Consider the following 15965-nt stretch of genomic DNA (forward strand, 5'->3'; position numbering starts at 1 on the left):
AAAGTGACTGCCCTTCTTGATCGGTCACGCCGAACGCAAGACCTGCTCAGCTTCCGAGCGCAGTCTTCACGGCTGCAGCCGCGTCGCCGCCATCGAAAGTGGTCACGCCGGCAATCCATGGAGCAACCGCGTCCGGATGCTTCTTGAGCCAGTCGGTCGCAGCCGTATTGGCATCGGCGCCCTTGAGGATCGCGTCCATTATCTCGCCTTCCATGTCGAGATTGAACTTCAGGTTGGCGATGAATTTGCCGGCATTCGGGCACTCGGTGGTGTAACCCTTGCGCACATTGGTATGCACGGTGGCTGCGCCAAAGCCGCTGTCGCCCATGCCATCGAGATAGGTGATCTTCATGGCACCCATCACCGGATGCGGCGTCCAACCGAGGAACGCGATCCACTCATTGCTCTTGATCGACTGCTCGGCCTGCGTGAGCATGCCAGCCTCCGAGGATTCGACCAGCTCGAAGCCTTCGAGATTGTCCTTCGGGTTCTTGATCATGTCGAGGATGATGCGGTTACCATCATTGCCGGCCTCGATGCCGTAGATCTTGCCGTCGAACTTGTCCTTGAACTTGCCGAGGTCGGTCAGCGTCTTGACGCCGGCGTCCGCGACATAGGTCGGCACGACGATACCGTAGCCGGCGCCACTGAGGTTTTCGCTGATGGTCTCGACCGAACCGTCGGCGGTGTAGTCCTTGATGTCGTTGGTCATCGACGGCATCCAGTTGCCGAGGAAGACATCAAGATCCTTGTTCTTCAGCGACGCCATGGTCACCGGCACCGACAGCTGGATCGTCTGCGGTTCGTAGCCGAGCGCGGTGAGCAGTACCGATGCGACGCCGGTCGTCGCCTGGATGTCGGTCCAGCCGACATCGGAAAGACGCACCGCCTTGCAGCTCGCCGGATCGCCGGCAAAGGCAGCGCTGGTGGACAAAAAAGCCGCCAGGCCGAGGCCGGCGACGAAAGAGTTCATACGCGACATAGACAGTCTCCCATTGTGATTCTTTGGCGAAGCGTAGCTACGGTTTCTATGCCCGCCTTGTTTCGTCAGCCAAACACCATTCTGGTGTGGTTTCAAGCATTAAGACAATCACGATCAACGGCGCGGGCTGGCCAATCAGCGACACATCAGGCGCTTTTGCCATGCCGGACGGTTTTTTCGAAGACGGGCGGGCTTTTTCAGGGGAATGCGGGCGACCGCCCCTCCCCGTATCAGGGCAAGTCGGCTTAAAAGAGCGGCATGGCCAAGCTTTACTTCCACTACGCGACTATGAACGCCGGCAAGACGACGATGCTCTTGCAGGCCTCTTACAATTATCGCGAGCGCGGCATGGGCACGATGCTGTTCGTCGCCGGCCACTACCGCAAGGGCGACACCGGCCTGATCTCGTCGCGCATCGGCCTGGAGACGGAAGCCGAGATGTTCCGCGATGGCGACGATCTGTTCACCCGCGTCGCCGATCATCACGCGCATACGTCAGTGCATTGCGTCTTCGTCGACGAGGCGCAGTTCCTCGAGGAGGAGCAGGTCTGGCAGCTCGCCCGCATCGCCGACCGGCTGAATATCCCGGTCATGTGCTACGGCCTGCGCACCGATTTCCAGGGCAAGCTGTTTTCCGGCTCGCGCGCGCTGCTGGCCATCGCCGACGATTTGCGCGAAGTGCGTACAATCTGCCGCTGCGGCCGCAAGGCGACGATGGTCGTGCGCCTCGGCCCCGATGGCAAAGTGGCGCGCCTGGGCGAGCAGGTGGCGATCGGCAAGGACGTCTATGTCTCGCTCTGCCGCCGTCATTGGGAAGAAGAAATGGGCCGCGCCGCGCCCGACGACTTCATCGGCTTTATCAAGGGCTGACTCTGTCTCTTGGTTTTTGGAGCAATTCCCAGGGGGAGCGCTATGTGCTTTTCTTGGAATTGCACCGGGCTCATACGGTCGAGACACGCCACTTCGGAAACCGCCAACCCAGCCGCACACCCAGCGTCGCCACTGCAATCAGCGCCATGCCGGCAGCCTGCGCCGGTCCGAGCGGATGCCCATAGATCGCCCAGTCGACGATGATGGCGACGACGGGATAGATGAAGGTGATGACGCCGATCACCGGTGTCGTCAGGCGCGGAAAGGCCGAATTCATCAACACGTAGGCGATGCCAGTGTGCAGCACGCCGATGCCGAGCAGCCAGCCCCATGACGCAGGCGCAATATGTTGGCCGATGCCGGCAAACGGGGCGAGCATGACGACCCCAACCAGTGTTTGGCAGAGTACCGTAATTTCGGCGCGCTGCTGACCAAGGCCCTTGGCGAGGATCGTTGTAACGGCGTAGAGCATTGCGCCGCCCAGCGTCAGCGCAATGCCCGGCGCCCAGTTGGCATCGTCGTGGCCGTGCGCGAAGACGAGGCCGCTGGCCAGCACGACGCCGAGAAACGCACCGAGCATCCACAGCAGTTGGTCGAGCGAGATGCGCTCCTTGAGGAAGACGACACCGATCAGGACCACGAAGAACGGCTGGATATGGTAGATAATCGTCGTCGTGGCGATCGATGTCATGGCGAAGCCGGCGAAGAAGGCCGTCCAGCTCAGCACCATGCACACGCCGGCAAGTGCTGCAAGGGCAAGCCGAGACGGCGACAGCGTCCGATCCGGCAGATAGCCGCGCAACAGGCACCATAAGAAAAGGAATATCGCGCCGAACACACATCGCCAGAAGACGACGGCAACGGGATGCAGCCCCGATTCCGTGGCGAAGGCGCCGACCGTACCGGCGATCACCATTGCCAGAGCAAGGCTCGCGGCCGGAAAGCGGGCTGTCGAGGCGTCCGTCATGTGGTGGTTTCCCAGCGATCCCAGCAACCATCTGGTCACTGGCGCCACCTTCAAACAAGCGAATAGATTTGTGATGACCTATTCGATATACTGATAGCACCATGGCCGCGCCACTCGATCTCAATCTGCTGAAAACCTTTGTCGCCGTCGTCGAGAGCGGCAGCCTTTCCAATGCAGCACCCAGGGTCGGCCGCAGCCAGTCGGCGGTCAGCATGCAGATGCAGCGGCTGGAGGAGATGGTCGGCAACCAGCTTCTGGTGCGTGGTCCCAGAACCGTCACTCCCAATGCGATCGGCGAGGATTTCCTGATCTATGCGCGCCGGTTGCTGAAACTGTCGGATGAAGCCTGGGCAAGCGTCACCCGGCCTAAGGAAACAGGCAGCGTCCGCTTGGGGGTGCCCGACGATTATGCCGCCTTCCTCCTGCCGCCCGTGCTCTCACGCTTCGCGGCGGAGCATCCCCTGGTGACGGTGGAGTTGATCTGCGAACAGTCGACCGCGCTGGTGAAGACGCTGGCGGAGGGGCGGCTGGATCTGGCGATCATCACCCGCTTGCCGGAGCAGCCGCTTGAGGTGATCCGGCTGGAACGCTTCGTCTGGGTCGCCTCATCAAACCATGTCGCCTGGGAGACCGATCCGCTTCCGGTCGCCTTGTTCGAACCGGGCTGCGCCGCCAGGATGAATGTTCTGCAGGCGCTTGGCGATGCCGACCGCTCCTATCGCTGTACCTATTCAAGCGCCTCTCTGCTTGGCCTGATCGCCGTCGTCCAGGCCGGGCTCGCGGTGGCTGGCCTCGCCCTGCGCAGCGTACCACCGTCGCTGCGCATCGTCGGCGGCAATGAAGGGCTTCCGGTGCTGCCGGACCTCGAAATCGGCATCCTTCGCAACCCGCTGTCGACGACCCAGGCGGTCGAGCGGCTGAATGATTTCCTGCGCCGCGATCTGGCACAACAGGCCTGACTCGCGGGCCTGTCTTCCGCAATCCCGCCGCGATGCAGCGTTTGTTAAAGCCTCGGTACTATAAGGCCGCCAGCCAGAACTCTCCGGAGGCAGCATGTTTCGAGCCGCTTCGTCCGCCAGCATCCTTCTCCTTGCCAGCTCGCTTGTGGCCCATGCCGGCGGCGACCCGGCCCTGGGCAAGAAGGCCTTCAACCGGTGCATGGCCTGCCATGAAGCAGCCACCGACCGCGACAAGGTCGGTCCGCATCTGCTGGGCGTCGTTGGTCGCACCGCCGGAAGTGCGGAGAGTTTTCTTGGCCGCTATTCCGAGGCGATGAAGAGTGCCGGCGCCGCCGGCCTGGTCTGGGATGAAGCCAATCTCGCCGAGTATCTCAGAGCACCCAAGCTGAAAGTGCCCGGCAACAAGATGGCGTTTGCCGGCCTGGCCAAAGACGACGACATCGCCAACGTCATTGCTTATCTGAAGGCCGATCCCAAGCCCTGATCCGCTGTTCGTCAGCTCTGTAAAGCCGGCTTTCTCCTCGCATATCGCGGCCGCGATTGCTTCGGCGGTTTGCCCAATACAAAGGCATCCGTGCGCCTTCGCCTTGCAGCATGAAAGTTCAATGACAGCTGAACTATGGCTGGTCGGCAAGCTAATCACGCTAAGCCCACGCCTTCACTGGTTTTCAAGACCCTGACGAATTTTTTTGTTTTCACGCCGCCCTTATCTTCACGTCTTTCAATCCCCTGATGCCCCACATATATTCGCCGCTGTTCGCGACCAGCGACGTCATGCCGAAGCGGGAGGCCCCAATGGCGACATTGCAGAATTTCGACGCCGAAATTGCCAAGACCAAGCAGGTCGTGCAGGACATGCGCTCCAAGATCGAGCAATCCGGCACCATGCTTGATACGCTTGCCACATCAGACAAGAAGATCGGCGACGCAAATTTCAACCTCGAGAACGCCCGCATCGAGGATGTGCTGAAGCAGCAGAAGGTGATGGAAGGCAACATTGCCGACCTGATCATCGGGCTGGAGGACGCCACCAACGTCTTCGGCGCCGAGTTCGAGAGCATGAAGAACTACACCGGCTGGGAAAAATTCATTGGCATCTTCTCCAGCCAGAGCAAGCAGCGCATGCGCACCGACCGCGTTCGCAACATGTCGCTGGCCGGCAATCTGCAGGAACTGCTGGTCAAATCCGACACCATCGTCGGCATATTGAAGGCGCAGAAAGAGGTTCTCGACCAACGCTACAAGACCTCGGAAACCAGCCTGTCTCAGGTTATCGAGCGCCGCAAGACCACCATGACCAATCTCGAAGCCGTGCAGAAGCGCATCGAGGAGCTCAACCCGATGCTGCTCGACATCGAAAACAAGATCGCCGCTTCGACCAGCCAGAAAGACCGCACGCAGCTCGAAGGCGAACGCTCCAAGCTGGCGACGGAATACAACGAAAAGCAGGCCAAGGAGCAGGAGCTGCTGGCCGAGAGCCAGACGCTCGAGCGTTACACCTCGATGTTCCAGACCTTCGTCGATTCGCTCAACAACCAGATCGCCGCGCAATCGACGCTGATCAACAAGCTGACCATCGATACCGAGCAGCGCATCGTGCTCTACAAAGCGCTGGAAGATTCGCTGAAGACCGCCGCCCAGCAGGACGTCGCCCACAAGATCAACACGCTGGGCAGCCAGGTCGACAACACCGCCGAGGAAACCATGGCCGGCATCGGTGCTGCTTCGCAAAAGCACATCGGCGACCTGCTCGAGATGCACGAGAAGAACATGGTCGCTACCGCCGACATCCAGCGCCGCAAGAAGCTGGCCGACGATGCCTTTGCCCGCCGCTTCGACGAGGTGCTGAAGAAGCACAATTCGGCGAACTACGTGCAGTCTTAGGAGTGACAGGACTGCCCGCGAGCGCACAGGCATGACCCCCGAAAACGAAACGGCGGCACGGTATTTTTCCGCCATCACGGCCGCACTCAGCGGCCTTGAAGTGTTCATGCGCGACGATCGCTCGCCGCTCTACCGGCATGGCATCGTCGCCAAGATCGTCGCCGAACACATCGCCAGGCTCGACAAGTCGTTTTCCTGCTGGCGCAACCGGCTCGGCTTCATGGACACATTCCACATTTCGCGCGCCGAAAGCGGATTTCCGGTGTTCCAGAACTTGCTCGAACTGGAAAACGACCGACGCCAGGCCGACGCGCGGCTTGCCAACATTCCGCTCGCCGGCGAGTTGCGCGAGGAAATGGCCGACTTCATCCTGCGCCACAAGGAATTCCCCGCGGCGCTGCAGAAGTCGATAGCCGAGCGGCTTTATCTCGAGGACGTGAAAAGCGAGAACACGTTCGGCCCGTTCACCTTGGCGCAAACGGCCAAGGTCTCGGTCAATCCGAAGACGGGGCGGCCTTATTATCTCGTCCACTGGGCGACGTTCGACGGCAGCGCCAACCTGCCGCTAGTCTACATGGTGACAGTGGAGGATTCGTCCGAAACGATGATTCGCCAGCTTGTCGATAGAAACGGCAAGCTGAACGAGACGATTGACATTCCGCTGCCGGTCGATGGCCTGCTCAATCCCGAGCTTGCCCACCGTTTCGACGATTTCACCGAGAAGAACTCCGCCTACACGCTGTCGCCGGCGACCATCGCGGTCAATCTCGACAAGGATTTCGAGCCGCTGCACCCCAAGCAGCTGCGCCGCGTCGTGCTCGGCCCGTTCTATTCGGCTGGCATTACCGACAACAATTCGACGGTGACCGAGGTACTCGCCAAGGTGCGCAAGCCCGAAAATGCCTGGCTGCTGACCTGGACCATCCAGGAGGTCTATTCCAAGGCCGAGAAGCCCGGCCGCAAGGGCCTGTTTTCCAGCGAGAAGACGACCCAGGAATTCTTCATCAACACCGACGATCTGGAAGCCGCGCGCCAGGGCGTGTCGAGCTATGAAAACCACGCGCTGATCCCGCACGAGGCCTATCAGGCGCTCTACGCCGCCGGCGAGGCACAGAAGATCTTTGCCGGCTACAAGGTTCACATCCTGTCCAACGGACAGGTCATCTCAGACGTCTGACCGTCACACCACGGAGCACCCTTCATGGATACCGGCCTGACCACCATCCCGGAAGCCGCCATCGAGAAGCACCGCGCTACCGCGCAGAGCTTCATCACCCGTGTCGTCGTGCTGGAGGACCCGTCTAGCTCCTCCGGCACAGCACTTGCCGGCACCAACCGCCGCTTCGTTTCGACCGTCTCGGTCGGTTCGGTGCGCCGCACGCGCGAGGTCGAGCTGTCGAAGACCGTCGGCGCCGTTCATCCCGATGATCAGCTGCTGACCATCCCGCAGCACACGCTCCTGTTTCGCGCCCGGCGCGGCACGGCGATCGCGCTGGCAATATCGGACGTCTTTGCCGAGGGCTCGGACCTTGAAAGTCTGCAGGCCAAGAACACCCGCGCGCCGCTCGAAGGCGACGAGGCGTCTACCTTCAAGAAGCTTCTGTCGGCCTCGGCTTACATTTCGGCCTTCAGCCTCGCCTCCTACCTGTTCCAGCTGATCGACAGCGACGGCGAGGCGCCCAACGACAGTCCCGAACCGGACTTCCTGTTCGACACGCCGCAGGATGCGGTGAAGTCGATCCTGGCCGGCCTCGACAAGGCGATCTCGGGATCGTCCGACGACGCCGACCTGATGACAAGGGCGCGTGCCTTCGCCCGCGTCGCCATCGACGGGCTTCTGGCCCGCAAGGGCCGCTTCGACGGCATCGGCCCGTTCGAGAGCGCGCATATCCGTATCGATGCCGACGATTTCACCCTCGATGGTTTCGACGTCGCGCCGGGCAAGCGTTCAAAACCGCTGGTGATGACATTCAAGAAGCCGGAAGAGGTCGTCGGCAATCACATCGCCAAATACCAGTCGGTCAAGCTCGCCAAGATGCTGATGGCCTACGACTTCGAGCGCGAACTCAATCCGTTCGTCGAACTCGGCGGCTTCCTGTTCACCTTCATCGGCGACGGCGCCCCCGGCACCGGCAAGACGACCCTGATCCAGATGATCGCCGGCCTCGTCAACGGCTACTGCCAGGTCGCCGGCTATCCCTTCGCCTACGAGAATTTCGGCGTCGACCAGATCTCGTCCTATCAGGGCAAATCAGGCCAGAACTGCCGCCAGTTCATCAACAATGTGCTGAACCCGCGCGTCATCGGATTCGGCACCATCGACGACATCGACCAGGTGGCGGCGCGCCGCTCAGACGACCGCGCCTCGGCCGGCCAGCAGGAAATCACCGGCGTGTTGATGGATGCCTTCGCCGGTGCCGCGACCGTGGTGCGCGGCAATTGCTCGTTCGGCATGTTCTCCAACTATCCCGAAAATGTCGACGACGCGCTGCGCCAGCGCGCCGGCGCCCGCTGGCTGGTCGACGGGCCGCAGAGCCGCAACGACTACATCGATATTTTTGTCCTGCTGGCGGGAAAAAACCACAAGATCCCGCTCGGCGACCACGATCTCTACGCCGCGCAGGAAATCCAGCGCGCCGTGACCGAAGCCTATGAGGGGCACGAGAAGCCGCAAGAAGACGGGCTGATGAAGGTCTACGAGCGCTACATGAAGGAGAACGGCGCGCCGAAAACGATGGCCGACATCGGCACCTATCTGCACCTGATCAAGGATGCCGAGCCCCGCTTCACCGGCCGCGCCATCAAAAACGTCACCGACGCCATCAAGATGCGCGCCATGGACATCGAGCTTCCCGACGACTGGTTCGAGAAGCCGGAAGTCTTCATGCGCAAGGGTTATGACGAGAAGAAAGCGATGATCGAGGAACTGCGCGGCCCCTTTTCGATGGACATGGTCATGCAGGAGATCAACCGCTACGCCGACTCGGAGTTCCGCTATTCCGACAAGTCCGACGACTCCGCCGTACAAAAGCTGCTGCGCGACGCCCGCCTGCGCGAACGGGCCGCGCGCGAGATGGAGGAGATGAAGAAGAAGGGGCTGTGGAATGCGTGAGTGCGCGCCTACCCCCCTCTGGCCTGCCGGCCATCTCCCCCTCAAGGGGGGAGATCGACTTTCACCATCGCTTTTGCCAATCTTCGACCTATCTGGAGAAGCGACACGGACGACGCTGCCAATCTCCCCCCTTGAGGGGGAGATTGCCGGCAGGCCAGAGGGGGGTGCTGGCACGCTCCTCGGGAGCGATGCACCTTGACCACAAAACCCGCCAAGAAACCCGATCTCCTGCGCGACAACGAGCTGATCTATGGCCGGCTGCTGACGGTCGACGAGCCGCATTTGATCCAGCGCTACAACAAGGCGCTCGCCGCATTCGGCTTGAAGCCGACCAAACTAAAGAGCTTGCAGATCGACCGCACCGGCTTCTCGCCTGAAGTGGCCGAGGAATGCGATGATTATGACTATCTCGATCCCAACGAGGTCAACCGCCGCTTCATCATCCTGACGCCGTCGCAGATCGACCTGCCGGTGGTGCACACCGCCTTCTCCAACACCTCGCAACTGATGTTCGAGTTCATGTCCAGGAACCGGCGCGCCATCGATGCGCTGACGATCAAGGACGTCATCTACGGCGAGATCGAGGATTCCATTCCGAAGGTCAACGACATCGAGGATTTGCTGTCGATCAGCCAGGTCGAATTCAAGGTGCTGTCGGCCGAGGATGTGCTGGGCAAGGCCGCCGAACTCGGCAAGCTCGTGGACCGGCTGAAGCAGGAGCCCGATGCCTGGCGCGACAGCGCCATGCTGAACCGGATGGTGGAGCTTGCCAAGATCTGCGGCGACATCCGCGAGAACGCGCTGGTGCCCGACCAGGTGATCTTCCGCCACAATGCCTACTGGACCAGTCACTTCGGCGGTCTCTACGTGTTCGTCGACCCTGATATAACGACGGTGATCAGCGATCCGGCCGCCCCCGGTTTCCGCCGCTCGCGGCCGTGGCAGGTCAGCTATCTCTCGATCAACGACGCCGACAAGGTGTTCAAGTTCCTCGCCACCACCGGCCGCATCGAGCTGCCGCGTGCCTCCTGGGTGGAGACCTCGGGCTATCTCGAGCACCGCGCCGAGATGGTGGTGCGCGCGCTGATCCGCGATGCCGAGCCGAACCGCAATTTGACCGATGTCGACAAGGTCTGGCTGCAGACCTGGATCCAGAGCCATGCCGACCTGATCACCAGAGACGGCAATTTTCCGTTCCTCAACGCCGCCAAGCGCGAGATCGCCCAACTCGGCCACCTCAAGATCGAGGATGTCTTCCCGCAGCAACGTTTCCTTGTCATCCGCGCCAAGCCTGACCACCCCGACGCCTGGCTGACCAACCGGCTGATCTCGGATTTCGTACCGTCGGACTTCGTTTCGCGCTACATCTTCAACAAGGACGGCTTTTATGAGGACTATGGCGGCTTCAGCGACGCGTGGCGATCGCATGTTGTGGACGTTCTCAAAACCACATATTTGAAGGACAAGGTGGCGTTTCGCACACGCCTCTACGGCCTGACTGACTAGAACGAAATGAATCGTTATGTCGTTCTAACTTCTTGTTTTGGCGCATGATGTTATCCAAAAAGCCTGCAACTTTTTGGCGTCATGCTTTGAGGGGGTGACACAGCCATGCTCGATCCGATCGTGAATTTCTTCACCCGCATTTTCCAGTGGATTGGCCGCGGCATCGGCCTGTTGATCGGCGTCATCCTGTGGCCGTTCCTGTGGGCCGGGCGCTGGTACACGCAGCGCGGCTGGATCCTCAAGGCGGCGGTCGGCCTCGCCCTGCTGGTGCTGATCGGCCTCTACGCCAATTTCTTCTACGCCACCCAATGGTGGAACAATTTCAACCCGAACTATCCCGACACCTACACGTTCGAGAAGCGCAATGTCTCCGCCGGCGAACAGGTCTCCGCCGGCGCCGGCACCGACACCGCCAAGACCTGCGGCAACTCCGGCATTGCCCAGATCGCCGCCGACCTGACCGACTTCAACGTCAACCAGAATGCCTGGATCTCGTCGATGATCCTCTACAAGCTTGGCCTGTTCGGCATCGACTGGGACAACACGCCGTGGATGGACAACAAGGCCTCCTTCCAGCGCGGCATCAACCAGGCGGTGCGGCGCACCGCGACCGAACTCGCTGACAATCTCGGCCGCGTCCGCACCACCTCGCAGATCGACAGCGATCTGCAGAATGCCCGCGGCAACCTGCAGTTCGACGAGGAGACCTGGTATTTCGGCCTGAACCCGTTCGGCCCCAAGACGCCGACACCGAGCTACTATCGCGACGCTGTGCGCATGCTGCGTTCCTTCAACGCTCGCCTTGCTACCTGCCAGGCGACATTCGACGCCCGCGCCGACAATCTGAAACAGTATATCGACCGCATCTCGTCCGACATCGGCTCGACCTCGGCGATCCTCAAGGAACGCGCCGAGAACCACAACAATGGCTGGTTCGACTTCCGCGCCGACGACCGCTACTGGTTCGCCTATGGCCAGCTCTATGGCTATTACGGCCTGATGAAGGGCGCCCAGGCCGACTTCGAGGACGTCATCAAGGAAAAGCATCTGCAGAACCTGTGGGACACAATGGACTCGCAGTTCGTTTCGGCGCTGAAGATCCAGCCTTTCATCATCGCCAATGGCCGCGAGGATGGCTGGCTGTTGCCGACGCATCTGACGACGATGGGCTTCTATGTGCTCAGGGTGCGCTCCAACATGGTCGAAATCAGCAACGTTCTGACGCAGTAGCGCTGTTCCATTAGGGACCAGGCGATGGCGAATTTGCGCCGTCGCCTCTGTCGCATTCCGTGCATTGTGCGGCTGTTTTGAGACGGCGGCGCGGCGTGTCCTCTGGCTTCTATACGGCGCGGCAACGGAGCCAGGAAGAACCGATGACAGGTCGGCCGGTCCGCAGAGGAATTTTCTCTATAGGAAACATAGTTGCATGAAAGTTGACGCCGCGGCAGCGACAGGGTTAGAACATGCCCGCGCCCGGGTCCAACCTGCCTGCGAGTAAGATCAACCCGTCCCCTCCATCGTCCAATCCAGAGGAAAGCCGTCATGGCCGAAGTGAAGTCCGACATCGAGATCGCGCGCGGCGCCAGGAAAAAGCAGATCCAGGAGATCGGCCAGAAGATCGGTATCCCGACCGAACATTTGCTGCCCTATGGCCACGACAAGGCCAAGATCTCAGCTGAATTCATCAAATCGGTGAAGGGCAACAAGGACGGTAAGCTGATCCTCGTCACCGCCATCAACCCGACGCCGGCCGGCGAAGGCAAGACCACGACCACGGTCGGTCTCGGCGACGGCCTGAACCGCATCGGCAAGAAGGCGATCATCTGCATCCGCGAGGCCTCGCTGGGCCCGAACTTCGGCGTCAAGGGCGGTGCCGCCGGCGGCGGCTATGCGCAAGTCGTGCCGATGGAGGACATGAACCTCCACTTCACCGGCGACTTCCATGCCATCACCACGGCGCACAACCTGCTTTCGGCGCTGATCGACAACCACATCTACTGGGGCAATGAGCTCGGCATCGACACCCGCCGCGTCGTCTGGCGCCGCGTCATGGACATGAACGACCGCGCGCTGCGCGAAATCATCTGCTCGCTCGGCGGCGTCGCCAACGGATTCCCGCGCGAGGGCGGTTTCGATATCACCGTCGCCTCGGAAGTCATGGCCATCCTGTGCCTGTCGACCGACCTGAAGGACCTCGAAAAGCGCCTCGGCGACATCATCGTCGCCTATCGCCGCGACAAGTCGCCGGTCTATGCCCGCGACCTCAAGGCCGACGGCGCCATGGCCGTGCTGTTGAAGGACGCCATGCAGCCGAACCTGGTGCAGACGCTGGAGAACAACCCGGCCTTCGTGCATGGCGGCCCGTTCGCCAACATCGCGCATGGCTGCAACTCGGTCGTCGCCACCACGACGGCGCTCAAGCTCGCCGACTACGTCGTCACCGAAGCCGGCTTCGGCGCTGACCTCGGTGCTGAAAAGTTCTTCGACATCAAGTGCCGCAAGGCGGGCCTCAAGCCGGCGGCGGCCGTCATTGTCGCCACCGTGCGCGCCATGAAAATGAATGGCGGCGTCAAGAAGGAAGACCTCGGCAAGGAAAACGTCGAAGCGGTGAAGAAGGGCTGCGCCAATCTCGGCCGCCACATCGAGAACATCCGCCAGTTCGGCGTGCCGGCGGTGGTTGCCATCAACCACTTCTACTCCGACACCGACGCCGAGATCCAGGCGATGAAGGACTATGTCGCCTCGATGGGCGAAGAGGCGATCCTGTGCAAGCACTGGGCGCACGGCTCGGCCGGCATCGAGGATCTCGCCAACAAGGTGGTGGCACTGGCCGAATCCGGTGCTTCGCAGTTCGCGCCGCTCTATCCCGATGCCATGCCGCTGTTCGAGAAGATCAACACCATCGTCCAGCGCATCTATCGCGGCTCGGAAGCGATCGCCGACAAGTCGGTGCGCGACCAGCTCAAGGCCTGGGAAGACGCCGGATACGGCCACTTGCCGGTGTGCATGGCCAAGACGCAGTACTCGTTCTCGACCGACCCGAACCTGCGCGGCGCGCCGACCGGCCACACGGTGCCGGTGCGCGAGGTCAGGCTTTCGGCCGGTGCCGGCTTCGTCGTCATCATCTGCGGCGAGGTCATGACCATGCCCGGCCTGCCCAAGGCGCCGTCCTCGGAAAAGATCTTCCTCAACGAGATGGGCCAGATCGAAGGCCTGTTCTAAAATCCTTCAGTTCAAACCGCAAAGGGCGCCGCAGCGATGCGGCGCCCTTCTGTTTTCGGATAACCCTAAGCAGCGCTGCGCGAGAGCGCCCGCTGGTTGGAGCCGAAGATGGTGTCGCGTTCCGGCAGCGCGCCGGTCTTCAGGCACTCGACCCATTCGGCGGTCTTGAGCACGGCGGCGAAGCGCGACTGCAGGATGATCGTGACCACGCGGTGGATCTCCTCGGCCGAGGCGTAGCCGGCGCTGTTGGCGTAAGGCACCGAGCCGGTCGCATCCGACAGGAACTCGACGGCAAAGCCCATATGCACGGCGTGGATGATGGTCGACAGGTCGCAATTATGCGTCATGTAGCCGACCACCGTGATCGTATCGATGGCGTTGGCGCGCAGCCAGTCCTCGAGGTCGGTGCCGGTGAAGGCGGAGGGCAGGTTCTTTTCGACATAATAGTCGCGCTCACGCTTGGCGATTTCGGGATGCAGTTCGCCGCCATGGCTTCCCCTAGCGAAGATCGGCGATGTCTCGGGCGCCATCTGCTTGACGACCACCACCTTGATGCCAGCAGCAGTCGCTGCATCCATCGCCCGCGCCACATGGACGACGCTGTCGCGGAACGGCGGATGCTGGATGGCAAGACTGCCGCCATCATAGTCGTTCTGCACATCGACGACGATCAGCGCCCGGCGTGGCGTGGTGTTGGCTGGGTCAGACATGGTGTTTTCCTTTCCGGCTCGAATGCGATGGACCGAAAATAGCCGGGTGGCTGGGTTGCCGAAAGTGGCCCAATTGACATCATTCGAAAGAATTGGGACAATCGCATTCAACTGCCGGAAGCACCCATGACCGACCCGATCATTGCCGTCCTCGCCTTCGACGGCATCAGCCCGTTCCATCTTTCCGTGCCCTGCCTGGTCTTCGCAGAGGACAGGACGGCGCTTGGCCTGCCGCGCTTCGACTTCCGCATCTGCGCGGTCAAGCCCGGCCCGATCCACACCGAGGCCGGACTGACAATTGCCGCGCCGCATGGGCTCGAAGGCCTCGACGGCGCCGATATCGTCATCATTCCAAGCTGGCATCATCTCGGCGAGCCGGCATCGCCGCCGCTGATGGAGGCGTTGCGCCGGGCGCACCAACGCGGCGCCTTGATCGTCGGCCTGTGCCTCGGAACCTTCGCCATTGCCGCGGCCGGGCTGCTTTCGGGCCGTCGTGCCGCTACGCACTGGGCCTATTCCGAACAGTTGCAGAAACTCCATCCCGACGTCGCCGTCGACGCTTCGGTGCTCTATGTCGACAATGGCGACATCGTGACCTCGGCCGGCGTCGCCGCCGGTCTCGACTGCTGTCTCCACATCGTGCGCGCCCGCTACGGCGCGGAAGCGGCATTGCGGCTCGCCCGCCAGATCGTTCTTTCTCCGCATCGGCAGGGCGGGCAGGCGCAATTCATCGAGCATCCGGTGGCAAGAAGCGCCGACGCCGACCGCTTCACCCAGGCCCTGGACTCAGTTCGTGCGACGCTTGGCGAGACGCATAGCCTCGACAGCGTCGCCGAGGCCGCTGGCCTGACCCGCCGCACCTTTACCCGTCGCTTTCAGAAATCGATCGGCGCCAGCTTTGGCGATTGGCTGACCAGCCAGCGGATCGAACTGGCGCAGCGTTTGCTGGAAGCGACGGAGAAATCCATGGACATAGTGGCCTTCGAAGCCGGCTTCGGCAGCGCCACCTCGCTGCGCCAGCATTTTTCGGCACGGCTCAAGACATCGCCGGCGCAATACCGGCGGGAATTCTCCAGAAGGACCGATCAGGACGAGCGCATGACGTACGTCCTATCGTCCTGACCTGTTCAGCCTCGCTTGATCGCCCGCGCCGGATTGCCGAGCACCGTGGTGTTCGCAGCCACGTCGCGCGTTACCACCGCCCCCGCACCGACGATGGCACCTTCACCAATGCTGACGCCGCCAAGGATGACGGCTGAGCCGCCGATCCAGGCATTGGCGCCGATCTCGACGGGTCGGGCGATCTCCAGTCCGGCCTGCCGCCCACTGGCCTCCTTGTGATGCTCGGCGCAATAGATCTGCACATTGGGACCGAGCAGCGTTCCCTTGCCGATGCGCACACTCGCTGTGTCGAGGATGGTGCAGCCGGCATTGAGAAAGACCCCGTCGCCGAGAAAGATGTTGAAGCCATAGGCGCAGTGGAACGGCGCCTCGATGCGGGCGCCCTCACCGGCGTTGCCGAGCAAAGTTTTCAAGCCCGGCCCGAGATTGCCGCGCTGCCGCGGCGGCAGGCAATTGTGCTCGAACACCGCGTCACGCGCGACAACACGCAAGGACTCCAGCTCATCATCGAGGCAGGTGTACCATTCGCCGGCCGCCATCTTCACGCGCTCGCTTTCGACCATGACGCGTCTCCAGTTCACGTCCTTGCAAAGCACAAGTGCGGCCAACAGAAAAGCGCCGATGCCAGTAC

The 15965-nt window shown here is 61.8% G+C and carries 14 protein-coding genes; 10 read left to right on the top strand and 4 right to left on the bottom strand.

Annotated elements, in window-relative coordinates:
• Positions 1-46 precede the first annotated feature (46 nt).
• Entirely contained in the window at positions 47-982 is a 936-nt protein-coding gene (locus tag NKI99_RS08100; protein ID WP_023809863.1) for a choline ABC transporter substrate-binding protein, read from the bottom strand.
• A 258-nt stretch (positions 983-1240) separates the two neighbouring features.
• Here NKI99_RS08100 and NKI99_RS08105 point away from each other — a divergent pair, with 258 nt between their 5' ends.
• Entirely contained in the window at positions 1241-1852 is a 612-nt protein-coding gene (locus NKI99_RS08105; protein ID WP_023809864.1) for a thymidine kinase, read from the top strand.
• A 70-nt stretch (positions 1853-1922) separates the two neighbouring features.
• Here the strand turns inward: NKI99_RS08105 and NKI99_RS08110 are convergent, their stop codons facing one another.
• Positions 1923-2819, bottom strand: coding sequence for a DMT family transporter (locus tag NKI99_RS08110; protein ID WP_128303731.1), 897 nt, complete (start codon positions 2817-2819; stop codon positions 1923-1925).
• 101 nt (positions 2820-2920) lie between these two features.
• Here NKI99_RS08110 and NKI99_RS08115 point away from each other — a divergent pair, with 101 nt between their 5' ends.
• The 8 genes from NKI99_RS08115 (at position 2921) to NKI99_RS08150 (ending at position 13502) form a co-directional block, all read left to right on the top strand.
• Positions 2921-3778 carry a LysR substrate-binding domain-containing protein gene (locus NKI99_RS08115; protein ID WP_128303730.1) on the top strand — a complete coding sequence of 286 codons (858 nt, stop codon included), beginning with the start codon at positions 2921-2923 and terminating at the stop codon, positions 3776-3778.
• Between the two features lie 94 nt (positions 3779-3872).
• Positions 3873-4262 (top strand): c-type cytochrome, encoded by a 390-nt coding sequence (locus NKI99_RS08120; protein ID WP_352610496.1) that lies wholly within the window; start codon positions 3873-3875, stop codon positions 4260-4262.
• Between the two features lie 311 nt (positions 4263-4573).
• Positions 4574-5662 (top strand): hypothetical protein, encoded by a 1089-nt coding sequence (locus tag NKI99_RS08125; protein ID WP_352610497.1) that lies wholly within the window; start codon positions 4574-4576, stop codon positions 5660-5662.
• 31 nt (positions 5663-5693) lie between these two features.
• Complete coding sequence (locus NKI99_RS08130) at positions 5694-6839, top strand: hypothetical protein (RefSeq protein ID WP_352610498.1); 1146 nt, start codon at positions 5694-5696, stop codon at positions 6837-6839.
• Positions 6840-6863: 24 nt separating this feature from the next.
• Entirely contained in the window at positions 6864-8774 is a 1911-nt protein-coding gene (locus NKI99_RS08135; RefSeq protein ID WP_352610500.1) for an AAA family ATPase, read from the top strand.
• A gap of 195 nt (positions 8775-8969) precedes the next feature.
• Positions 8970-10280, top strand: coding sequence for a DUF6638 family protein (locus NKI99_RS08140; RefSeq protein WP_352610501.1), 1311 nt, complete (start codon positions 8970-8972; stop codon positions 10278-10280).
• Positions 10281-10385: 105 nt separating this feature from the next.
• Entirely contained in the window at positions 10386-11510 is a 1125-nt protein-coding gene (locus tag NKI99_RS08145) for a DUF2333 family protein (protein WP_013529949.1), read from the top strand.
• Positions 11511-11822: 312 nt separating this feature from the next.
• Complete coding sequence (locus NKI99_RS08150) at positions 11823-13502, top strand: formate--tetrahydrofolate ligase (RefSeq protein ID WP_023809872.1); 1680 nt, start codon at positions 11823-11825, stop codon at positions 13500-13502.
• 65 nt (positions 13503-13567) lie between these two features.
• Here NKI99_RS08150 and NKI99_RS08155 read toward each other — a convergent pair whose 3' ends face one another.
• Complete coding sequence (locus NKI99_RS08155; protein ID WP_352610502.1) at positions 13568-14212, bottom strand: cysteine hydrolase family protein; 645 nt, start codon at positions 14210-14212, stop codon at positions 13568-13570.
• 126 nt (positions 14213-14338) lie between these two features.
• Here NKI99_RS08155 and NKI99_RS08160 point away from each other — a divergent pair, with 126 nt between their 5' ends.
• Positions 14339-15334: a GlxA family transcriptional regulator gene (locus NKI99_RS08160; protein WP_352610504.1), complete on the top strand. Its 996-nt coding sequence runs from the start codon at positions 14339-14341 to the stop codon at positions 15332-15334.
• A gap of 5 nt (positions 15335-15339) precedes the next feature.
• Here NKI99_RS08160 and NKI99_RS08165 read toward each other — a convergent pair whose 3' ends face one another.
• Positions 15340-15897 carry a sugar O-acetyltransferase gene (locus NKI99_RS08165; protein ID WP_352610505.1) on the bottom strand — a complete coding sequence of 186 codons (558 nt, stop codon included), beginning with the start codon at positions 15895-15897 and terminating at the stop codon, positions 15340-15342.
• Positions 15898-15965 lie beyond the last annotated feature (68 nt).

Source organism: Mesorhizobium sp. M0239 (assembly GCF_040321815.1).
GTDB lineage: Bacteria > Pseudomonadota > Alphaproteobacteria > Rhizobiales > Rhizobiaceae > Mesorhizobium.